Origin of the sequence: Agromyces sp. NPDC056523 (assembly GCF_042794545.1) — a bacterium.
In the GTDB taxonomy this organism is placed as follows: Bacteria; Actinomycetota; Actinomycetes; order Actinomycetales; family Microbacteriaceae; genus Agromyces.
Map to the genome: position 1 here is coordinate 246,009 of NZ_JBHTTM010000003.1, position 21,507 is coordinate 267,515.

General features: G+C 71.8%; 21 protein-coding genes, 1 tRNA gene and 1 pseudogene. 16 read left to right on the plus strand and 7 right to left on the minus strand.

What is annotated here, in order from left to right; translation table 11 throughout:
- Window positions 1-9 precede the first annotated feature (9 nt).
- The 6 genes from ACFQ58_RS12025 (at window position 10) to prpB (ending at window position 4,550) form a co-directional block, all read left to right on the plus strand.
- The gene (locus ACFQ58_RS12025; RefSeq protein ID WP_376951342.1) at window positions 10-273 is read left to right on the plus strand and encodes a DUF4244 domain-containing protein; all 264 of its coding nucleotides are present in this window, start codon (window positions 10-12) and stop codon (window positions 271-273) included.
- Between the two features lie 16 nt (window positions 274-289).
- The gene (locus ACFQ58_RS12030; RefSeq protein ID WP_376951343.1) at window positions 290-598 is read left to right on the plus strand and encodes a TadE family type IV pilus minor pilin; all 309 of its coding nucleotides are present in this window, start codon (window positions 290-292) and stop codon (window positions 596-598) included.
- 11 nt (window positions 599-609) lie between these two features.
- Entirely contained in the window at window positions 610-966 is a 357-nt protein-coding gene (locus ACFQ58_RS12035) for an Rv3654c family TadE-like protein (RefSeq protein ID WP_376951344.1), read from the plus strand.
- Between the two features lie 455 nt (window positions 967-1,421).
- Window positions 1,422-2,063: a GntR family transcriptional regulator gene (locus ACFQ58_RS12040; RefSeq protein WP_376951345.1), complete on the plus strand. Its 642-nt coding sequence runs from the start codon at window positions 1,422-1,424 to the stop codon at window positions 2,061-2,063.
- Window positions 2,064-2,102: 39 nt separating this feature from the next.
- The gene (locus tag ACFQ58_RS12045) at window positions 2,103-3,641 is read left to right on the plus strand and encodes an MmgE/PrpD family protein (RefSeq protein WP_376951346.1); all 1,539 of its coding nucleotides are present in this window, start codon (window positions 2,103-2,105) and stop codon (window positions 3,639-3,641) included.
- Window positions 3,642-3,650: 9 nt separating this feature from the next.
- Window positions 3,651-4,550, plus strand: a complete 900-nt coding sequence (gene prpB / locus ACFQ58_RS12050; protein ID WP_376951347.1) for a methylisocitrate lyase — start codon at window positions 3,651-3,653, stop codon at window positions 4,548-4,550.
- Between the two features lie 54 nt (window positions 4,551-4,604).
- On the opposite strand, the gene ACFQ58_RS12055 is transcribed toward prpB, so the two are convergent.
- Window positions 4,605-4,838, minus strand: a complete 234-nt coding sequence (locus ACFQ58_RS12055) for a hypothetical protein (protein WP_376951348.1) — start codon at window positions 4,836-4,838, stop codon at window positions 4,605-4,607.
- 199 nt (window positions 4,839-5,037) lie between these two features.
- Between ACFQ58_RS12055 and topA the strand changes: the two are divergent.
- From topA to ACFQ58_RS12080, 5 genes and pseudogenes are all read left to right on the plus strand, one after another.
- Window positions 5,038-7,809 (plus strand): annotated as a pseudogene (gene topA, locus ACFQ58_RS12060) (type I DNA topoisomerase); the annotation flags it as partial.
- The gene (gene tmk / locus ACFQ58_RS12065; protein ID WP_376951349.1) at window positions 7,809-8,429 is read left to right on the plus strand and encodes a dTMP kinase; all 621 of its coding nucleotides are present in this window, start codon (window positions 7,809-7,811) and stop codon (window positions 8,427-8,429) included. The pseudogene topA and the gene tmk, both read left to right, overlap by 1 nt.
- A gap of 50 nt (window positions 8,430-8,479) precedes the next feature.
- On the plus strand, window positions 8,480-9,664 hold the full coding sequence (locus ACFQ58_RS12070) for a DNA polymerase III subunit delta' (protein WP_376951350.1): 1,185 nt from the start codon (window positions 8,480-8,482) through the stop codon (window positions 9,662-9,664).
- A 50-nt stretch (window positions 9,665-9,714) separates the two neighbouring features.
- A complete protein-coding gene (locus ACFQ58_RS12075) occupies window positions 9,715-11,187 on the plus strand; it encodes an alpha/beta hydrolase (protein ID WP_376951620.1) in 1,473 nt (490 codons plus the stop codon).
- Between the two features lie 93 nt (window positions 11,188-11,280).
- Window positions 11,281-11,356, plus strand: a tRNA-Thr gene (locus ACFQ58_RS12080).
- Between the two features lie 49 nt (window positions 11,357-11,405).
- Here the strand turns inward: ACFQ58_RS12080 and ACFQ58_RS12085 are convergent.
- Window positions 11,406-12,257 (minus strand): SGNH/GDSL hydrolase family protein, encoded by an 852-nt coding sequence (locus ACFQ58_RS12085; RefSeq protein WP_376951351.1) that lies wholly within the window; start codon window positions 12,255-12,257, stop codon window positions 11,406-11,408.
- Between the two features lie 10 nt (window positions 12,258-12,267).
- The gene (locus ACFQ58_RS12090) at window positions 12,268-13,086 is read right to left on the minus strand and encodes a GDSL-type esterase/lipase family protein (protein ID WP_376951352.1); all 819 of its coding nucleotides are present in this window, start codon (window positions 13,084-13,086) and stop codon (window positions 12,268-12,270) included.
- Between the two features lie 127 nt (window positions 13,087-13,213).
- Between ACFQ58_RS12090 and ACFQ58_RS12095 the strand changes: the two genes are divergently transcribed.
- From ACFQ58_RS12095 to ACFQ58_RS12115, 5 genes are all read left to right on the plus strand, one after another.
- Entirely contained in the window at window positions 13,214-14,203 is a 990-nt protein-coding gene (locus tag ACFQ58_RS12095; RefSeq protein ID WP_376951353.1) for a Gfo/Idh/MocA family protein, read from the plus strand.
- A 47-nt stretch (window positions 14,204-14,250) separates the two neighbouring features.
- Window positions 14,251-15,369, plus strand: coding sequence for a M20/M25/M40 family metallo-hydrolase (locus ACFQ58_RS12100; protein ID WP_376951354.1), 1,119 nt, complete (start codon window positions 14,251-14,253; stop codon window positions 15,367-15,369).
- Window positions 15,370-15,420: 51 nt separating this feature from the next.
- Window positions 15,421-16,854: a D-alanyl-D-alanine carboxypeptidase/D-alanyl-D-alanine-endopeptidase gene (locus tag ACFQ58_RS12105; protein WP_376951355.1), complete on the plus strand. Its 1,434-nt coding sequence runs from the start codon at window positions 15,421-15,423 to the stop codon at window positions 16,852-16,854.
- 105 nt (window positions 16,855-16,959) lie between these two features.
- Window positions 16,960-17,628, plus strand: coding sequence for an isochorismatase family protein (locus ACFQ58_RS12110; RefSeq protein ID WP_376951356.1), 669 nt, complete (start codon window positions 16,960-16,962; stop codon window positions 17,626-17,628).
- Window positions 17,629-17,654: 26 nt separating this feature from the next.
- Window positions 17,655-18,413: an alpha/beta fold hydrolase gene (locus tag ACFQ58_RS12115; RefSeq protein ID WP_376951357.1), complete on the plus strand. Its 759-nt coding sequence runs from the start codon at window positions 17,655-17,657 to the stop codon at window positions 18,411-18,413.
- A gap of 57 nt (window positions 18,414-18,470) precedes the next feature.
- Here ACFQ58_RS12115 and ACFQ58_RS12120 read toward each other — a convergent pair whose 3' ends face one another.
- The 4 genes from ACFQ58_RS12120 to ACFQ58_RS12135 form a co-directional block, all read right to left on the minus strand.
- Window positions 18,471-18,635: a hypothetical protein gene (locus tag ACFQ58_RS12120; RefSeq protein WP_376951358.1), complete on the minus strand. Its 165-nt coding sequence runs from the start codon at window positions 18,633-18,635 to the stop codon at window positions 18,471-18,473.
- Window positions 18,636-18,938: 303 nt separating this feature from the next.
- Window positions 18,939-19,793 (minus strand): glycosyltransferase family 2 protein, encoded by an 855-nt coding sequence (locus ACFQ58_RS12125; protein ID WP_376951359.1) that lies wholly within the window; start codon window positions 19,791-19,793, stop codon window positions 18,939-18,941.
- 30 nt (window positions 19,794-19,823) lie between these two features.
- Window positions 19,824-21,029: an NAD(P)/FAD-dependent oxidoreductase gene (locus ACFQ58_RS12130; protein WP_376951360.1), complete on the minus strand. Its 1,206-nt coding sequence runs from the start codon at window positions 21,027-21,029 to the stop codon at window positions 19,824-19,826.
- A complete protein-coding gene (locus tag ACFQ58_RS12135; protein ID WP_376951361.1) occupies window positions 21,026-21,445 on the minus strand; it encodes a sugar 3,4-ketoisomerase in 420 nt (139 codons plus the stop codon). Before ACFQ58_RS12135 ends, ACFQ58_RS12130 begins: the two co-directional genes overlap by 4 nt.
- Window positions 21,446-21,507 lie beyond the last annotated feature (62 nt).

Here is a 21,507-nt window from a genome sequence, read left to right on the forward strand (position 1 = left end):
AGGAATCACATGTCATCCAACCCTTCCACCGGCGTCGGCGACCCGAGCGGCGCCACCGGGCCATCGCCCACCCGCCGAGTCACGGCCGCACGCCGGCGATTCCGGCGCATCGTCGGGCGTCTCGCGGGCGAGCGCGGCGCCGCGACCGCCGAGTACGCCGTGGCCACCATGGCGGCGGTCGGCTTCGCGGGCCTGCTCGTGGTCATTCTCCGCGGTGACGAGGTGCGCGGCATCCTCACCGACCTCGTGCGGAATGCGCTCACGGTGGGGTGAGCGCGAGCGCGGCAGCGTGACGGCGGAGTTCGCCGTCGCACTGCCCGCGATCGCGCTGGTGCTGGCGGCGTCGCTCGCGGCGGTGCACGTGTCGGCGGTGCAGGTCAGGCTGGCCGATGCGGCTGCCGATGCCGCCCGCGCCCTGGGTCGGGGCGAGAGCGACGCCGTCGCCGCCGGCATCGCAGCCCGGAACGCGGGCGGTGCGCGGCTGTCGACGAGCGTTGACGAGCCGTTCGTGTGCGCGACGCTCGTCGGGCACGCGGGCGGGGTCCTCTCGGCGCTCGAGCTCCGGGCGGAGTCGTGCGCGATGCGGGGCGGGTTGTGACGGCGCGCCCAGTGTCCGGGTCGTGGCCGCGGCTGCGAGCCGAGCAGGGTGCGGCGACCGTCGTCACGCTGGGGATCGTCGGTGCCATCGTCGCGCTCGCGGCCGGGCTCGCCACCGTGCTCGTCGGGTCCGTGGCCTCCCAGGCTGCGGCGAACGCCGCGGACGCGGCGGCGCTCGCCGCGGCCGACGCGATCTCCGGCGCCGTGCCCGGCGAGCCCTGTGTGGTCGCGACGCGGCTCGCCGCCCGGAACGGCGCCCGGCTGACGTCGTGCGAGGTGTCCGGTGCGGTGGTGCTCGTGCGGGTCGCGGTCGATCGTGCCGCGTTCGCGGTGACCGCGTCCGCGCGAGCCGGCCCGCCGCCGAGCTAGGGCGTATCTCCATGTCCGCCGCGCGCTGCGAAATACCGGGCCGGCACGCTCGCCGGGCTGTCAGGGTCGCGACGCCAGGTGAGGGAACGCCGCGACCCCGAGGACAGCAGGGGTGGTGTGTCCACCCCCATCATCGTGAGCAACCCTCACTCGTGTCACGCCTCGCCGTCACATTGCGACCTGTTCTGGGGTGCATCCGCCGGTCGCGCGTGCGTGTGGGCACGGTCGGGTCCACACGGACGTCGCCCGGATCTCGCCGGGCTCGCGTCGGCATCCGCGGCGGCGTCGTCGTCGTGCCGAGGATGCTTCACGAGCCCGGTGGCGCGGAGCATCGTGCATGTATACATACACTGCGTAACTGTCAGCGTTGGCCTCGATAACCCAAGGCGGATTGCCGAGGCGTTGGCAGTCGTGTATACATTGAGGTCGGATGTCGAAGGCGGAAGGGGGAGCGCATGCGAGCCGGCGATCGGGCGTATCGCACCCTCCGCACCGAGATCCTCGACGGAGTGCTCGAGCCCGGCACCGTGCTGCAGGAGGTGGAGCAGTCCGTCCGCCTCGGCGTCAGCCGCACGCCGGTCCGGGAGGCGCTCCGTCAGCTCGCCGGCGACGGCCTCGTCGAGGCGAACGGGCGCGGCACGGTCGTCACCGAGGTCTCGCGCGACGACATCGTCTCGCTCTACGAACTGCGGGAGGCCCTCGAGGGGAAGGCCGCGGGCCTTGCCGCGGAGCGGCACGACGACGCGCGGTTCCTCGCGATCCGCGTCCGTCTCCGCGAGGCGCCGCAGCTGCTCGCGCAGGGCGAGGAGGGGCTCGCCGCCTATTTCGCGATCGTCGACGAGCTCGACGACGCGATCGAGGCGGCGGTCGCGAACCCGTTCCTCGCATCGTCGCTGCGCAGCGTGCAGCTGCACTCGGCCCGCATCCGCCGGCTCTCCCGGCACAACCCCGACCGACTGCGCGCGGCCGCGGGCGAGCACCTGCTCATCGTCGACGCGATCCTCGCCCGCGACGCCGAGCTCGCCGCCCACGCTACGCATGTGCACCTCCACATGAGCCTGACCAATGCGCTCGCCACCTCGGCCAGCGCCGAATAGCCAGCACCCAGCCAGACACCCCGGAACGGAAGGTCAACCGTGCAGCTCCACCACGTGCGCGTCCATCGAAGCGACGAGAACCTGGCCCGCGACGGCCAGCTCGCCTGGAAGATCGCCGAGGTCGCGGCCGACCCGGTCGAGGTCGTCGACGACGTGACCGAGATGGTGGTGAACCGGGTCATCGACAACGCGGCCGTCGCGGCGGCCTCGCTCACCCGGCGCCCCGTGGTCGCCGCGCGCAGCCAGGCGCTGAGCCATCCGGTCTCGGTCGGCGGCGACGGCGCGACGGTGTTCGGCGTGGATGTCGCACGCCGCACGAGCCCGGAATGGGCGGCGTGGGCGAACGGCGTGGCCGTGCGCGAGCTCGACTTCCACGACACGTTCCTCGCCGCGGACTACTCGCACCCCGGTGACAACATCCCGCCGATCGTCGCGGTTGCACAGCACCTCGGCGCCGCGAGGGGGCTCACAGGCCGGGACCTGGTCCGCGGCATCGCGACCGGGTACGAGATCCAGGTCGACCTCGTCAAGGCCATCTCGCTCCACAAGCACAAGATCGACCACGTCGCGCACCTCGGCCCGTCGGCCGCGGCCGGCATCGGCACCCTGCTCGGCCTCGACGCCGAGACGATCTTCCAGGCGGTCGGCCAGGCACTCCACACGACCACCGCGACCCGCCAGTCGCGCAAGGGCGAGATCTCGACCTGGAAGGCGCATGCCCCCGCGTTCGCCGGGAAGATGGCCGTCGAGGCCGTCGACCGGGCGATGCGCGGCGAGACGAGCCCCACTCCGATCTACGAGGGCGAGGACGGCGTGATCGCGTGGCTCCTCGACGGACCCGACGCCGCGTACGACGTCCCGCTGCCCGAGCGCGGCGAGGCGAAGCGCGCCATCCTCGACACCTACACCAAGGAGCACTCGGCCGAGTACCAGGCGCAGGCGTGGATCGACCTGGCCCGCAAGCTCCACCACGAGCACCCCGAGCTGGTCGCCGACCCGTCGAAGGTCGCGAACGTCGTCATCCACACGTCGCACCACACGCACTTCGTGATCGGCTCGGGGGCGAACGACCCGCAGAAGTACGACCCGACGGCCTCGCGCGAGACGCTGGACCACTCCATCCCGTACATCTTCACCGTGGCGTTCCTCGACGGCACCTGGCACCACGTCGGCTCGTACGCGCCCGAGCGCGCCGGCCGGCCCGAGACCGTCGCGCTCTGGCGCACCGTCACCACCGTCGAGGACGAGGAGTGGACGCGTCGCTACCACTCGCTCGACATCGCCGAGAAGGCGTTCGGCGGCCGCGTGGTCATCACGCTGACGGATGGCACGACCATCGTCGATGAGATCGCGGTCGCCGACGCGCACCCCCTCGGCGCGCGCCCATTCGGGCGCGAGCAGTACGTGCAGAAGTTCCGCACGCTGGCCGCCGACGTCCTCGAGACCGCCGAGATCGAGCGGTTCCTGGATGTCGCGCAGCGCCTGCCCGAGCTCGGACCCGACGAGCTGCAGCACCTGACCATCGTCGCCGCGCCGGGCGTGCTCACCTCGGTCCCGACGCCCCACGGCATCTTCTAGGAGGAGACCATGCTGTACGCACAGACCCCCGCGCACGAGAAGCGCCGGCTGTTCCGCGAGCGCCTCGCGAGCGGCGAGCTGCTCCGCTTCCCCGGCGCGTTCAACCCGCTCTCGGCGCGACTCATCGAGCGGAAGGGCTTCGAGGGCGTCTACATCTCGGGCGCCGTGCTCTCGGCCGACCTCGGCCTGCCCGACATCGGGCTCACGACGCTCAGCGAGGTCGCCGGCCGGGCGAAGCAGATCGCACGCATGACCGAGCTGCCCGCGATCGTCGACGCCGACACGGGGTTCGGCGAGCCCATGAACGTCGCCCGCACCGTCCAGGAGATGGAGGATGCGGGGCTGGCCGGCCTCCACATCGAGGACCAGGTCAACCCGAAGCGGTGCGGCCACCTCGACGGCAAGCAGGTCGTCGACGAGCACACCGCGCTGCAGCGGATCGCGGCGGCGGTCGACGCGCGCCGCGACGGGAACTTCCTGATCATGGCGCGGACCGACATCCGTGCCGTCGACGGTCTCGACGCCGCGGTCGACCGTGCGAAGCGCCTGGTCGACGCCGGCGCCGATGCGATCTTCCCCGAGGCGATGGCCTCGCTCGAGGAGTTCGCCGCGATCCGCGCGGCGGTCGACGTGCCGCTGCTGGCGAACATGACGGAATTCGGGAAGAGCGATCTCTTCACCGTGCAGCAACTCGCCGACGTGGGCATGAACATCGTCATCTGGCCCGTCTCGCTGCTGCGCATCGCGATGGGCGCCGCGGGGCGCGGCCTCGACGAGCTGACGGATGCCGGTGCGCTCACGCGCCTCCTACCCGAGATGCAGCACCGCGCCGACCTGTACGACCTCATCGACTACGAGGGCTACAACCACTTCGACACCTCGATCTTCAACTTCACCGTCGCACGGTGACCCCGTCCGCCGCCGCGGCCTCCGGCCGAGCGCGCGGGCCCCGCGCGACATCCGTCAGTCGAAGACGGTCTCGATGAAGCGGTACTCGACCGCGCTGGGCCGGTCGTCGTCGGGCGTGCCGAACTCGAGCCCCGCAGCGCGGGAGTAGACGTAGCGCTTGCCGCCGTCGCCCGAGATCTCGAGCCGCGGTTGCGGGTCGCCGCTGTCGAGGAAGCCGGTCGAGACCGTCTTGCCCTCGAGCGGCCCGTCGATCAGCTTCGCGGTGTAGGTGCCCGATGACGTGTCCATGCGGTCATTCTGCACCTGTCCTCCACAACGGCAAGGGCCTTGCGTCCCTCGGGCGGATCGGCCGTCCGTAGGTGCGCTCACGGCCGGAATGTGTATGGTGTGCCTGTCGGCGCGACGCCGCCGGCCGATCAGCACACCGCTCGGGGGCGAGGCGACGTCGTGCGTTCCCCGTCCAGTGTCATCAGCAATAAGGAGTCCGGTGCCAGGCACGAAGAAGCTCGTGATCGTGGAGTCGCCGACGAAGATGAAGTCGATCGCCGCGTACCTCGGCGACGGCTACGAGGTGCTCTCCTCGGTCGGCCACATCCGCGACCTCATCGAGCCCAAGAACCTCCCGGCCGAGCTCAAGAAGGGCTCCCTCGGCAAGTTCTCCGTCGACGTCGAGAACGGGTTCGAGCCGTACTACGTGGTCTCCGATTCGAAGAAGAAGACGGTCGCCGAACTCAAGCGCGCGCTGAAGGACGCCGACGAGCTCCTCCTCGCCACCGATGAGGATCGCGAGGGCGAGGCCATCGCGTGGCACCTCCTGCAGGAGCTCAAGCCCAAGGTGCCCGTGCGGCGCATGGTCTTCCACGAGATCACGAAGGACGCCATCCTCAAGGCGAAGGACCAGACCCGCGAGCTCGACACGGCGCTCGTCGATGCGCAGGAGACCCGTCGCATCCTCGACCGGCTGTACGGCTACGAGGTCTCGCCGGTGCTGTGGCGCAAGGTCGGGCCGGGCCTGTCCGCCGGCCGCGTCCAGTCCGCCGCGACGCGGCTCGTGGTCGACCGCGAGCGCGAGCGACTGGCGTTCGTTCCGGCGTCCTACTGGGACCTCGTCGGCCGCTTCACGAGCGACGACTCGGGCTTCGACGCGAAGCTCGTCCGCGTCGGCGGAGAGCGCGTCGCCACCGGCCGCGACTTCGACGACTCGGGCCGTCTGACGGGCAAGGCCGTCGTCCTCGACGAGCCGACGGCCCACGCGCTCGCCGCGGCCCTCCGCGACGACACGGTCGCGCGCCGCGTGAGTCGCGTGGAGTCGAAGCCGTACTCGCGGCGACCCGCGGCTCCGTTCACGACCTCCACGCTGCAGCAGGAGTCCGCGCGCAAGCTGCGGCTGTCCGCCCGCGACACCATGCGCGTGGCGCAGTCGCTGTACGAGAACGGGTACATCACCTATATGCGCACCGACTCGGTGTCGCTCTCGCAGCAGGCGATCCAGGCCGCGCGCACGCAGGCCGTCAAGCTGTACGGCGCCGACAGCGTGCCCGAGAAGCCCCGCGCGTACGCGGGCAAGTCGAAGAACGCGCAAGAGGCGCACGAGGCGATCCGCCCGTCGGGCGAGGTGTTCCGCACGCCCGCCGAACTGCAGAACGTGCTGCGCGGCAGCGAGTTCAAGCTGTACGACCTCATCTGGAAGCGCACGGTCGCCTCGCAGATGGCCGACGCGAAGGGCCAGACGGCGACCGTCACCATCGAGGTCGGTCCCACCGCGGCCGATGCGACGACGCCCGAGTCGGCGACGGCGCCCGTGGCGGGCACCACGGCCGAGTTCACCGCCAGCGGCACGGTCATCACGTTCCGCGGCTTCCTCGCCGCCTACGAAGAGAGCCGCGACGAGGAGCGCAACGCCGACGACTCGCCCGGCGAGGCGAAGCTGCCGCCGCTGAACGAGGGGCAGGCGGTCGGGCTGGCCGAGCTCGAGGAGAAGGGCCACGAGACGAGTCCGCCGCCGCGCTACACCGAGGCGAGCCTCGTCAAGCGGCTGGAAGAGCTCGGCATCGGCCGCCCCTCGACGTTCGCCTCGATCATCTCGACCATCCTCGACCGCGGGTACGTCTCGCAGCGCGGCCAGGCACTCGTGCCGAGCTGGGTCGCCTTCTCGGTGGTCCGCCTGCTCGAGGAGCACTTCGGCGACCTCGTCGAGTACGACTTCACCGCCGAGATGGAGGACGACCTCGACCGCATCGCGTCGGGCGAGGCCGACCGCGTGGACTGGCTCAACGAGTTCTACTTCGGCAGCGACCGCCACAAGGGCCTGCGCCAGGTCGTCGACAACCTCGGCGAGATCGACGCGCGCGAGATCAACTCGGTCGAGATCGCGCCGGGGGTCACGCTCCGCATCGGCAAGTACGGGCCCTACCTCGAGACGGTCGAGCCCGGTGCGGCGCCCGACGCCGCGCCGCGCCGCGTGAACCTGCCCGACGACCTCGCACCCGACGAGCTCACCGCCGAGAAGGCGCGCGAGCTCATCGAGGCGCCCGTCCAGGGCGACCGGGTGCTCGGCGCGAACCCCGACAACGGCAAGCAGGTCGTCGTCAAGGACGGCCGGTTCGGACCGTACGTCACCGAGCTCGAGCCCGAGCCCGAGTCGGCCGAGCCCGTCGTCGACCCCGCCACCGGCGTGGTCGCGGAACCCGCCAAGCCCAAGCGCGGCGCGAAGAAGGCCGCGGCGCCCAAGCCGCGCACGGCCTCGCTGTTCAAGAGCATGGAGCCCGCCGAGATCGACCTCGCGACCGCGCTGAAGCTGCTCGACCTGCCGCGCATCGTCGGCGCCGACCCCGAGTCGGGCGACGAGATCACCGCGCAGAACGGCCGCTACGGCCCGTACCTCAAGAAGGGTGCCGAGACCCGCACGCTTCCCAGCGAGGACGCGATCTTCGAGATCGACCTCCCCGGGGCGCTCGAACTGCTCGCGCAGCCCAAGTACGGTGCGCGGCGCGCCTCGAGCGCGCTGAAGGAGTTCGCCGAGGACCCGGTCAGCGGCAAGCCGATCAAGGTCAAGGACGGCCGGTTCGGACCCTACGTGACCGACGGGACGACGAACGCGACCATCCCGCGCGGCGAGACCGTGGAGGACATCACGTTCGAGCGCGCGGCCGAGCTGCTGCAGGTCAAGCGCGACAAGGGCCCCGCGGCGCCCCGTGCCAAGCGGACGACCGCGGCGAAGCGCTCGACCTCGACGCGCTCGAAGAAGTCGAGCTCGGCGTGAGCCGCGGACTGTTCGTCACCCTCGAGGGCGGCGACGGTTCCGGCAAGTCCACCCAGGCGAGCCTGCTCGAGCAGTGGCTCGTCGAACGCGGTCGTGCGGTCGTGCGGACCCGCGAGCCCGGCGGCACCCCGGTCGGCATCGAGGTCCGCGAGATCGTGCTGCACCATCGGGGCGACGTGGCGCCGCGGGCCGAGGCGCTGCTCTACGCGGCCGATCGGGCGCACCACGTCGCGACCGTCGTGCGGCCCGCGATCGCGCGCGGAGACGTCGTGGTCCAGGACCGATACGTCGATTCGTCCGTCGCCTACCAGGGCGCGGGGCGGGTCCTCGACGCCGGCGAGGTGCGTTCGCTGTCCGAGTGGGCGACCGAGGGGCTCATGCCCGACCTCACGGTGCTGCTCGACCTGCCGTGGGAGGTCGCGCGGGGCCGCCTGCAGGATGCGCGCACGCGATACGACCGGCTCGAGGCCGAGGCGGGGGAGTTCCACGCCCGGGTGCGCGACGCGTACCTCGGCCTCGCCGCGGCCGAGCCCGAGCGCTTCCTCGTCGTCGACGCGACGCTGCCGGTCGACGAGATCGCCGCGCGCATCTCCGAGCGGGTCGAGCCCCTGCTGTGAGTGCGCCGGGGAGCGGCATCCGCGTCGGCAGCGGCAGGTAGCGTGGAATCGTGACCGTGTGGAGCGACCTGACCGGCCAGGATGCCGCGATCGCCGTGCTGCGCGCGGCGGCGACCGCATCGACGGCCGCGCACGGTGCGCCCGCGTCATCCGACATGACGCATTCGTGGCTGATCACCGGCCCGCCCGGCTCCGGCCGCTCCAACCTGGCGTACGCGTTCGCCGAGGCGCTGCTCTCCGGTGTACCCGACGGCGACGAGGCGGTGCACGCCCAGGTCGTCGCTCGCAGCCACCCCGACCTCCACGTGCTCGCGACCGAGGGCGTGATCATCAAGGTCGCCGACGTGCGCAAGATCGTCGAGCGCTCGCACTACGCGCCATCGGTCGGCCGGCACCGCGTCATCGTCGTCGAGGACGCCGACAGGATGACCGAGCAGACCTCCAACGTGCTGCTGAAGGAGCTCGAAGAGCCGCCCGTACGCACCGTCTGGATCCTGTGCGCCCCGAGCGAGGCCGACCTCATCCCGACCATCCGATCGCGCGTGCGGTCGGTGCGACTCCAGGTGCCGAGCGTGGCCGATGTCGCCGCGCTCCTAGCGCGCCGCGACGGCGTCGATCCGGGGCTCGCCGAGCGGGCCGCGCGAGAGGCGCAGAGCCACATCGGCATGGCGCACCGGCTGGCCACCAGCGCCGAGGCGCGCGACCGTCGTGCCGAGACGCTGCGCCTCGCGCTCTCGGTGCGTTCGACCCCCGGTGCGGTGGCCGCGGCGGCACGACTGCTCGAGATCGCCGGCGACGACGCGAAGGCGATCACCGAGCTGCGCGACGCCGAGGAACGCGAGCACACGCTCCGCTCGCTGGGCGTAGCGCCCGGCCAGGCGGTGCCTGCCGCCCTGCGTTCTCAACTGCGCGCACTCGAGGAGGACCAGAAGCGCCGCGCGACCCGCAGCCTGCGCGACGGCATCGACCGCATCCTGGTCGATCTCGCGTCGCTGTTCCGCGACATCCTCGTCACGCAGCTCGGGGCCGACGTCGCGCTGGTCAACCTCGAGATCGCCGACGACATCGCGCGGGCCGCGGCATCCGCCCCGCCCGCTCGCACGCTCGCCACGCTCGACGCCATCCAGGAGGCCCGCGTGCGCATCGACGGCAACGTGCAGCCCGCACTGGCGCTCGAGGCGATGCTGGTCTCGGCGATCCGGCGTCCCGAGGCCGCACGGGGGGTTCGATCGTGACACGCGCGCGACGGCTGCTGGCTGCACTCGCCGCCGCGACGGCGCTGGTGATGACCGGATGCGCATTCCCGTCGTTCCTGACGGGGCCGGGCAGCGCCCGCTCCGAGCCGACGGGCGAGAAGGTGACGGCCGAGCTCGAGCCGTACTACTCGCAGGTGCTCGAATGGGAGCCGTGCGGCGAGATGCAGTGCGCGACGGCCACTGCGCCCCTCGACTGGTCGGCGCCTGAGGCCGACAGCATCGACCTCGCGCTCGTACGTCAGCCCGCGCGAGGCGAGAAGTACGGGTCGCTGCTCGTGAACCCGGGCGGTCCCGGCGGGTCGGGGTACGACTTCATCTCCGAATCGCTGGACTACGCGGTCGGTCCGCGCCTCCAGGACCACTTCGACGTCGTCGGATTCGACCCCCGCGGCGTGGGGCGGTCCACGCCGGTGACCTGCTACGACGACGCCGAGAAGGATGCGTTCATCTACGGCGTGATCCCGGCCGAGCGCGGCAGCGACGAGTGGATCGCCGCCGCCAGCGACCCGAACGAGGACTTCGGGGCCGCGTGCGCTGCCGGCACCGGTGAACTGCTCGCCAACGTCGACACCGAGAGCGCGGCGCGCGATCTCGACCTGCTGCGCGCGGTCCTCGGCGACGAGAAGCTGAACTACCTCGGCTACTCGTACGGCACGTTCCTGGGCGCGACCTACGCCGGCCTCTACCCCGACAAGGTGGGCCGACTCGTACTCGACGGCGCGGTCGACCCCTCGACCAGCCTCGACGAGGTCAACATCGCCCAGTCGGTCGGGTTCGAACACGCGCTGCGCGGCTACCTCGCGGACTGCCTGGCGTCCGACGAATGCCCGTTCTCGGGCACGGTCGACGAGGCGGCCGACGAGGTCGCGCGCCTGCTCGCCTCGGTCGACGCGAGCCCTCTGAAGGGGAGCGACGGGCGGGAACTCGGCGCCGACGCCCTGGTGCTCGCGATCATCTACCCGCTGTACAGCCCCGAGACCTGGCCGTACCTCAGCGACATGTTCGAGTCCGTCATGTTCGGCCAGGCCGACACGGCGCTCGCGTTCGCCGACGGCTACAACGGGCGGGAGACCGACGGCACGTACCGCGACAACTCGGTCGAAGCGTTCCGTGCGATCAACTGCCTGGACTACACGTACGACGCCGATGTCGCGTCGATGCGGCAGAGGGCCGCCGAACTCGCCGAGGCTGCGCCGATCATCGGGCCGTACTTCAGCTACGGTGACGTCGGTTGCGCGAACTGGCCCTCTGCGGGCGATGGGCCGCGCGAACCCATCACGGCCGAGGGCGCGGCACCGATCCTCGTCGTCGGCACGACGGGCGATCCGGCGACGCCGTATGAGGATGCGGTCGCGCTCGCCGACCAGCTCGACAGCGGCGTGCTCGTGACCTACGACGGCGAAGGGCACACCGCCTACCGCAAGTCCAACGCGTGCGTCGATCAGGTGGTCGAGGCGTACTTCCTCGACGGAAGCGTGCCCGAGTCCGACCCGGAGTGCTGACCGCCGCGGGTGCCCGCACCGTGGTCATGCGGCCTTCGAAAACCCGCTAACATGGTCTCTCGTGCCCGTCCGGTTCCGCCGAGACGAGGTCACGCCGCCTTAGCTCAGTCGGCAGAGCGATTCACTCGTAATGAATAGGTCGTGGGTTCGATTCCCACAGGCGGCTCCAGCGCGAACGGCCCGGACGATGTCCGGGCCGTTCGTCATTCCCACCGGCGTCAGGCCACCGGGACCGCGCGGATCGCGTTGGCATAGGCGACGTAACCGGTCGCATTCGGGTGGAAGCCGTCGACGGTCCTCAGCCAGTTCCAGTCGTTGATCCACGGCGCAACGCTGCCGATGCCGTGCCCGGCGAAGGCGGTCTGCACGTCGACGAACTTCGCGCCGTTGGCGACGACCACCGTCTTGATGACGTTGTTGAGCACCACGGTCTGCGCGTTCACCTCGTCGGCCCACGCGTACTTGCGGTTGACGCCGTTCGTGAGATGGAACAGCTGCGGGTACCCCGCGACGATGACCGTGGCATCCGGCTCGGTGCGGTTCCGGACGGCAGTCAGCACGGAGGCCAGCTTGTCCTTGAAGGCCTGGGAGTTGGCCACGGCGGTGCCGGCGTCGATGGTCGCCTTGCAGGTGCTGCGCGGGAGCACGAAGCAGTTCTGCATGACCTTCGAGAACCCGACGTCGTTGCCGCCCACGGTGACCGTCACGACCTTCGTGGTCGTCGGGATCGTCGCGACCTGGCTGACCGTCTCGACGGTCGATGCGCCGGAGCATGCCGGGAACGAGACCAGTCGGCGGTTCGCGTCGAGGTCGAGCAGCTTCGGGTACGACTTCGAGCTGCGATAGCAGGTCGAGTCGAGGTAGGGGCGCGCGCCCGTGCCGGCCGCGTACGAGTCGCCCACCGCCGCGTAGTCGAGCTCGGTGACGGCGGCGGACGCGGGCGCGGTGGGCCCGGCGGCGGCGCCGGCGATCGCGACGACGACGCCCGCGAGGAGCGCGGCGGCGAGCGCGACGAGAGGTCGGCGGTCGGCGGTGACGGCGGCGTCAGGACGGGTGGACAGCACGGACATGTCGATCCCCTCAGCTTGCGAGCGCGGTGAGGACCGCGGCGCGATAGACGGCCTGGCCGTCTGCGGTCGGGTGAAGGAACGTGATCGGGTTCGTGGAATCGGCGCCGAGCCACGGTGTGGGGTCGCCGATCTGGTGCCCGACGAAGGCGAGGGCGACGCTCGCGAGCTCCACGTCGGCCCCGGCCGCGGCCGCGGCGGCGACGGCCTGCGCGATCTGCGTGTCGAGCTGGACGATCGCCGCGTTGACGGCGTCGGTGATCGGCGGTTGCAGTGCGGGCTTGAACGGGATCGGGTAGTCGGTCACGACGATGTGCGCGTTCGGTGCACGCTCGGCGATCGCCGCCACGAGCCCGCCGACGCCGGTGGCGATCGCACCGGACTGCAGCACCTGCTGGACCGTGGCGAGCGCAGCGGCGCACGCGAACGAGGTCGGGTCGGGGACACACGCGGCGTACGCCGCGCCGGCACCGAGATCGTTCGCCCCGACGGTGAGCGTCACGAGGGTCGTGCCGCGGTTGACCTGCGAGAGCTGCGTCGCCGCGACCTCCGCGATCCCGTCGCCCGAGCATGCGGGGAACCGCAGGAGGTTCGTGCGCGGCTCGGCGTCGAGCAGAACGGGGTAGGCCGCATTGCTGCGGAGGCACGAATCGAGTGGCGCTGCCGCGCCCTGGCCGGCGGCGTACGAATCACCGAGGGCGACGTACTTGGCCACGGGGGCCGGCTGGACGGCACCGGCAGGTGCGGCGCCGCCGAGGGCGGCGGTGAGGGCGACGATGGCCGCGACGGTCGAGCCGACGATGCGGCTCCTTCGGATCGAACGTGCCGACATGGCCGAACCGTAGCGGGAAGCAGAGGAAACCGCACCTTCCCAGAACGGGTGTCACGTGAACCGACGCCGACGCCGACGCCGACGATCGGCCGGTCGGTCCGGCCCGCCCCGGCGATAGGCTGCCCGCATGACCGATCGACTTCGCTGGGGCATCCTCGCCCCGGGCGGCATCGCCCACGTCTTCACGAACGACCTGCTGCTCAACGGCTTCGACGTGAAGGCCGCCGGTTCGCGCTCGCTCGACACCGCGCAGGCGTTCGCCGACGAGTTCGGGATCCCGACCGCGTACGGCGGCTACGACCGGCTCCTCGCCGATCCCGACATCGATGCGGTCTACATCGCCACGCCGCATCCGTTCCACGCCGCGGTCGCGCTGCTCGCGATCGAAGCGGGCAAGCACGTGCTCGTCGAGAAGCCGTTCGCCCTGAACCAGGCCGAGGCCCGCGCGGTCGCCGACGCCGCGCGCGAGCGCGGCGTGCTCGCCCTCGAGGCGATGTGGACGCGCTACCTGCCGCACATGGTGCGCATCCGCGAGATCATCGCAGCGGGCACGCTCGGCGACGTTCGATCACTGGTCGCCGATCACACGCAGAAGCTCTCCGACGACCCCGCGCACCGGCTCAACGCCCTCGAGCTGGGCGGCGGTGCGCTGCTCGACCTCGGCATCTACCCGATCTCGTTCGCCTGGGACCTCTTCGGCGCGCCGACGACCATCCAGTCGACCGCGGTGTTCCGCTCGACGGGTGCCGACGCCGGCATCGCAGTCCAGCTCGGGTACGACTCGGGTCGCATCGCCAGCACGTACTCGGCGAGCGACACGGCGGGGCCGAACCGCGCCGTGATCCTCGGCACGCAGGCCCGCATCGAGATCGACGCCATCTGGTACGCGCCGACCACGTTCCGCGTCGTCGCGCCCGACGGCTCGGTGCTCGAGGAGTTCCGTTCCGAGGTCAATGGCCGGGGCATGCACTTCCAGGCCGAGGCCTTCGAACGCCTCGTGGCCGAGGGTCGGCTCGACGGCGGCGACATCCTCCCGACCGAGGGGTCGGTGGAGATCATGGGCACGCTCGACCGCATCCGCGCCGAGATCGGCCTGCGCTACCCCGGGGAGGACTGATCCGGGCGGATGTGCCGACCGCGCCGCGGCGCGATGGTGAGGACGTCGTGTCGCTCGCGCGCCGGCTGGTCGGCATCGACGCCGTCAACCCATCGCTGGTCGCGGGCGGGGCGGGCGAGCAGGAGCTCGCCGAGTTCGTCGCGGAGTGGCTCGGTACTCGCGGGTTCGAGGTCCGCCTCGTCGGTGCGGACCCAGCCCGGTCCAGCGTCCTCGCCCGGCGGCGGGGTACCGGCGGTGGTCGAACGCTCCTCCTGGCCGGCCACCTCGACACGGTCGGCGGCGACGGGGCGGGGGCGGATGGCGCGTCCGCGCCGTCCGCTGACGATCGCGTCGTCGGTCGCGGCGCGTACGACATGGCAGGCGGACTGGCCGCCGCGATGATCGCGGCCGCCGAGGCGCCGCACGACCTCGCCGGCGACGTGGTGCTCGCGTTCGCCGCCGACGAGGAGTTCGGCTCGGTCGGGATGGAGGAGCTCCTCGCGGCACTCGACGCCGAGGGAGCGGCGCTGCCCGACGGTGCGGTGGTGCTGGAGCCCACCGACCTCGAGGTGACGCTCGCGCACCGCGGATTCGCCTGGTACCGCGTCGAATACGAGGGCGTAGCGGCCCACGGGTCGCAACCCGAGCTCGGTGTCGACGCCATCGATCGGGCGCTCGACGGCCTGGTCGCGCTACGAGCGATCGCGGCCGAGCTGCGCGCGCGTCCGCGCCATCCGCTGCTCGGCAACGGGAGCGTGCGGGTGGCCACCATCGAGGGCGGGACGGATGCCGCGACCGTCGCCGACCGCTGCACGCTCGTCGTCGAGCGGCGCACCCTTCCAGGCGAGACCGACCCCGGTCCCGAGCTCGAGCGGGCGCTCGCGGCATCCCGCCCGGCACGCATCGAGGAGCTCGTCACGCGACCCGGCATGGAGGCCGACCCCGCATCGCCGATCGCCCGGGCCGTCCTGGCGGCCGTGGAGCGCGAAGGCGGTGCGCCCGTCGTCCACCGCGGCGACCCGTGGTGGACCGATGCCGGCCTGATCGCCGAGGCGGGCATTCCCGTGGTGCTCGTGGGCGCTGCGGGTGGCGGCGCCCACGCCGACGAGGAGTGGGTGTCGATCGCGTCGCTGCGGACGCTGGTCGCGATCATCGAGGACGTCATCCCCGACTTCTGCGGAGACTGACGCGGACCGCCTCCCACGGTGCACCCGGGTGCGATCCGTACAATGCCGCGGATGGATCCTCAGACCTCGCCCCGCGGCATCCGCGGCCTGATCGCCCGGCACCGCGCGCTGGCGGCCGCCGCTGCGCTCGTGGCCGTGGCGCTCGTCGGCGGGGGAGCGGTCGCGCTCGGCGCCGCCCTGAATGCGCCGCCGTCGGCCGCGCCTGAGCCGTTGCCGACCGAGACGACGACGCCCACGCCGACTCCGACGCCGACCCCGCAGGCGGCCGCGGCCAGCGTGCCGCCGCCGCGGGTGCGCACGTGTTCGGTCGCCGACCTCGCCGCCGACCCGCGCCTGGCGAACCTGCAGGCGCAGGTGATGAACGCCGGCACGGGCGAGATCCTCTTCGACCGTGGGGGCCTCACGGCGTCCCGCACCGCGAGCGTCATGAAGGTGCTCACGTCCGCCGCGGCGCTCGCCGTGTTCGCCCCCGACCACCGCTTCGCCACCACCGTGGTGCGGGGCACCGAGCCGGGCTCGGTCGTGCTCGTCGGCGGCGGCGACCTCACGCTGTCGCGGACCCCGAGCGGGAGCGAGACCGTGTACCCCGGCGCCGCGCATCTCGACGACCTGGCCCGCCAGGTACGCGCCGCGTGGGAGGCCGACCCGTCGAACCCGCCGCTGACCAAGCTCGTGCTCGACAGCTCGCTCTTCGGCGGCGACGCATGGCACGCCAGCTGGGATCCGGCCGAGCGCGAGCTCGGCTACATGCCGAACATCACCGCGCTCATGGTCGACGGCGACCGCCAGGATCCGTACGCGAACACGTCGGCACGCGGCACGGACCCCGTCGCCCGCGCGGGCGAGGCGTTCGCCGCCGAGCTCGGCGGCATCGGGTCGATCGGGCGCGGCACGGCTCCGTCGGGCGCCGCCGAGCTCGGCCGGGTGTGGTCGCCGACCGTCGCGCAGCTCGTCGAGAAGTCGCTCATCGTGTCCGACAACACCGCGGCGGAGATGCTTGCGCGCCTGGTCGCGATCGAGGTCGGGACGGGCGGCACGTTCGAGGCCATCGACCCGGCGATCCGCCAGGTGCTCGCCACGTACGGCATCGCGCGGGGCGGCATCCGGGTCATCGACGGCTCGGGTCTGTCACCGGAGAACGCCGTGCCGCCGGCCTACCTGACGCGGCTGTTCGACAAGGTCGAGGCCCGCGAGGGCAACCTCGGCGTCATCCGAGACGGACTGCCGGTCTCGGGGCAGAAGGGTTCGCTGTCGTACGCGGATCGATTCGCGGGCGACAACGCGGTCGCCGACGGCGCGGTCTTCGCCAAGACGGGCTGGATCACGACCGGCTACACGCTGGCCGGCATCATCCACGCCCAGGACGGCACCACGCTCACGTTCGCGATCTACGCGCTCGGCGACGTCACCGACGCCGCGAAGCAGGCCATCGACACCCTCACGACGGGCTTCTACCGCTGCGGTGACGAGCTCGCGAACACCTGATCGGGAGGCGGGGCCCGGGAACGGGCGCCGACCGCGCGGATCCGCGACAGAATGGAATCGACGACGGATGGCCCCGTCGAGACCCGAAGAGCGAAGGAGCCGATCATGAGTCGCGCCCTGTTCATCATCGACGTGCAGAACGACTTCACCGAGGGCGGAGCCCTCGGCGTCGAGGGCGGCGCCGCGACGGCGGCGCGGATCTCCGAGTACCTCGCCGAGCACGGCGCCGGATACGACCTCGTGGTCGCCTCGCGCGACTGGCACAACCCCGACGACCACAACGACGGTCATTTCGCCACCGATTCGGAGCCGGACTACGTCACGACCTGGCCCGAGCACTGCGTGGCCGGAACGCCGGGCGCCGAGTACCACCCCGCGCTGGACACGTCGCATGTCGACGCGCACATCCGCAAGGGCCAGGGCATCGCCGCGTACTCGATCTTCGAGGGCACGGATGACGCGGGCGACACGATCGCCGACCTGCTCACGCGGCACGGCATCACCGACATCGACCTCGTGGGCATCGCGACCGACTACTGCGTGCGAGCGAGCGCCCTGGACGCGCTCGAGCACGGCCAGCACGTGCGCGTGCTGCGCGACCTCGTCGCGGGGGTCGACGACACGACGTCCGACGCCGCCATCGCCGAGCTCGGGCACGCCGGAGTCGCGATCGTGGACTCGGGCGCCCTGCCGACCGCGACGATCGTCGAGTCGCCCGAGTCCGGCGCACCCGGCGATGCGGACGCGGGCAACACGGCGGGAACGTCCGCGTGAGGGCGGCGTCGTCCGCGCCCGTTCCCATGCTCCACGCCGAGGCGGCCGACGGCGTGCTCATCGCGTACCGCACCATCGGTGAGCTCGACGCCGGCGACGGATCGCCGCCTCCCGTGCTCCTGGTCCACGGCTTCGCGTCCACCTCGGCCGTGACCTGGGAGGGCACGGGCTGGGTCCGCGCCCTGGCGGACGCGGGGCGTTCGGTGATCCTGGTGGACCTGCGCGGTCACGGTCAGAGCGACAAGCCGGCGCAGGGCGATGCGTACTCGCCCGATCGGCTCGGCGCCGACCTCATCGCCGTGCTCGACTCGGCGGGCGCGTCGATCGTCGACGTGGTCGGCTATTCGATGGGCAATCGTGTCGTGTCGGCACTCTGCGAGCTGGCGCCCGACCGCGTGCGTCGCGCCGTGGTCGGCGGGGCCGGTCCGTCCGAGCTCTTCGCCACCTGGAGCCTCGACGAGGCCAGGGCGTACCTGCTCCACGACACGCCGCCATCGAACCCGCTCATCGCCGAGGTGCTCGCGCCGGCGATCCGTGCCGGCGCCGACCGCGAGGCCCTGCTCGCCTGCATCGAGGGCGTGCAGGGTGCGCCGCTCGCCATCCCGGGAGGCATCCCGGTGCTCTTCGTCGCCGGCGAGCACGACCCGGTGCCGCGCGGCGTGCAGGAACTCGCCCTCGACTGGGGGAGCGACCTCGTCACGATCCCCGGACGCGACCACGTCTCGACGCTCACGGCCCGCGCGTTCAAGGACGCCGCCATCGCATTCCTGTCATCCGCCCGGTGACATGGCGGCGGGCCGTCGCCCCCTTTGCGACGGCCCGCGGCACGGGTCAGCGGTCGGTCAGGGCGTGCGGTTGCCCGTCAGCATCCGGACGAGCCAGATGATGACCGCCAGTACGAGCAGGATGATGCCGACCCAGAGCAGGAAGTTCAGGGACTGCACGAAGCCGCCGGTGAAGAGCAGGATGACGGCGATGATGGCGACGATGATGAGCAGAATGTTCACAGAGGTGCCTTTCTGTCGGCGAGGCACCGCACGACGCGGTGCATCAAGGGGGATGGCGAGATCCGAGGAGGAACTCGTCCTGCTCGCGCGTCATCGACGATCGGCCCAGCCGAGTCTGCGATGACGCTGCGGAGACCCGGGGGGCCCCGACCCCCCGGGGTCAACCCCCCAGCCGTGATCGCCCGCTGTGCGGTCGTTCCCTTGTCCGCGATCACAAGACCAACAAGACCACAAGGTACTTAGATTGTCTAGGCATTCCGTCGGTGCGCCGTCTGCGGTACGCTCCCGGCGGTCTTCCCGACGTCAGAGGCCGAGGCGCTTCAGCACGCGCTTGAGTCCGCCGGGCAGGCGACGCCCGAGCACGCGTCGACGGAGGAATCCGGCGAGCATCGCCTTCTGCGCGCGGTTGAGGCGGCGACTGCGTCCGATCTCGGCGATCCCTGCGCGCTGGAGCGCGAGCCGTTGGGCGGCGTCGTGCGGCCACCGCTTGGACAGGCTCCCCGACATGTAGTACTTCGTGCAGAGCACCTCGGGCACGCGCACGAACTCACCGATCAGCGCGAGCCCGAGCAACCAGGTCCAATCGGCGGAATACTCGCCGCGCTCGTTCGGGTGGATGCCCCCCACTTCGGCGAAGGCGGAGGCGCGGAAGAGCCCGCGATTCGGCACCCACCACTCGCCCGGCCGGAGCACCATGACGCGGCCGCGCTCCATCGGCGTTCGAAGGCCCTCGAGCTTCTCGAACACCTGCAGCTCGGTGGTCCCGTCGAGCTCATGGACCTCCATGTCGCTGAACGCGAGCACCGCATCCGGACGCGCGCTCAGCGCCCTCGCCAATGCCTCGACGTAGTCCGGGGCCACGACGTCATCGTGGAACGCGAAGAACATGAGCTCACCGCGCGCCTGCGCCATGAGGTCGTTGGAGTTCCGGAGCCAGCCGAGGTTGGCGTCGCGTTCGAGGATCCGGACGTTCGGATGATCGGCGGCGAACCCCTGGACCACGGCGAGCGTGTCATCCGTCGACCGATCGTCGCCGATCACGATCTCGAGGTTCGGCCAGGTCTGCGCCGCGAGGCTGTCGAGCGTGCGCCCGATGAACGCGGCGCCGTTGTACGTCGGCACGAGGGCGCTCACCAGCGGGGTCGAGGCATCCGCCATCGCGTTCCTTCCATCCTTCCGACCATCGCCTCACCCGGCGATTTCGATCGCGAGCTCGCGCGCGAACCACGGCGCGGTCGAGTACTTGCCGGTGTCGACCGAGAAGTAGCTGCCGTGGCGCTGGACGCCGTACCGGTCGCGCCGATGCAGCCCCGAGCGCGGGTCATCGAGGGCACCCGCTCCGCGCGCGAACACGAAGCCGCCATGCACGACCACGGACTCCGCATCGTCGAGGACCGCTCCGAGTCCCGGCATCACGGGCTCGAGCGCAGCCCTGACGCGCGCAGCGAACTCGTCGGCCTCGGTGTCGCCCAGCGGATCGGGCGCGGCCAGCTCCACTTCGGACGATTCGGCGACGAGGCCGACGGGATACCAGGAGACGTAGAAGTCGCGGCCGTTGTAGTTCTTGACGTCGCCGAACGGGCCGACGGCCACGAGTGCGCTCGGCAGCTCGTGGGCGCGGCGCGTGCGGACGAACAGGCAGCGCCGGTACCGGTGGGTCCACGGCGGCTGCGGCGCGAGGCCCGCGGTCGCGTCGATCGCGAGCCGCCCGTCCCACAGGGCGTTCACGACGAGGTCGGCCTCCTCGTGCTCGCCATCGGCGGTCCGCACGCGCCAGGAGCCAGCGTGGCCGTCGGTCGGCTCGACGGCGATGACGTCCGTGCCAGTGCGCACGGTGACGCCGGCCTGCGAGGCGAGTGCGCCGGCGAGACGGTCGGCGACCCAACGGGTCTCGACCGAGCGCTCGGGAACGCGGAAGCCCGCGACGATGTCGGGCCCGGCGAGGCGCGCCAGCTCGTCGCGAGCGATCTCGGTCGCGCGGGCGTCGCCGACATCGACGAGGTACCGGCCGGCGTCGGGGTGCTCGCGGATCAGCTCGCTGATCGCCTCGAATTTCGGCCGCAGGCGGTCGGGACCCACGACGGAGTCGCGGTGGACCAGGTAGATGTCGTCCTCGGTCGTCGCGTGCCCGGCGAGGTCGTCGTCGATGAGCTCGCGCAGCCGGTCGCCGAAGAGGAGACCGCCCGTGAGCAGGTGCTGCGCCGTCGCGAGCGTGGGATCCGCGCCGTAGATGTAGCCGAGGTGGATCTTGCCCTCGTTCCACCGGCTGGCGGCCGACATGGGCGCCGGTTCCCGATCGAGAACGGTGACGTCCAGTCCGCGCCGAGCCAGGTGGATCGCCACGGCGCTGCCCATGATGCCGGCCCCGAGGACCGCGACCCGGCGCCGCCTCACGACGGCGTCTCGGAGACGTCGACGGGCTCGTGCACGTACTCGTCGGCCTCGTACGGGCCGTCGGCGAACACGACGAGGGCGGCGCACTCGTCGAGGTAGCGTTGCTCGGCCCACACGCCCGGCTCGATGAGCAGCGCCGGCCGGGCCGCGTCGAGCGTGACGCGGGCCTGCTCGCCGTCGTGCCGCACCTCGACCTCGATGGTGCCGCCGGCTCGCAGGAGCACCTGGCGCACTCGGCGGTGCGCGTGACCGCCGCGCACCGCGCCGGCGGGCGCGTTCACGACGAAGGTGCGAGCGACCCGGAAGCCGAGGTCGTCGAACGCGAGCGGGACCAGCGAACCCCGCTCGTCGTCGAACCGGTCGAGCTCGAGGACGCGCACCCTCCCGGACAGGAGCTGGGTTCGTTCCGGCGGCATGCTCAGACTGTAGCGGGACGCGCGCGGTCGGGAGACCCCGTGGGTGCCTCCCGACCGGGGGT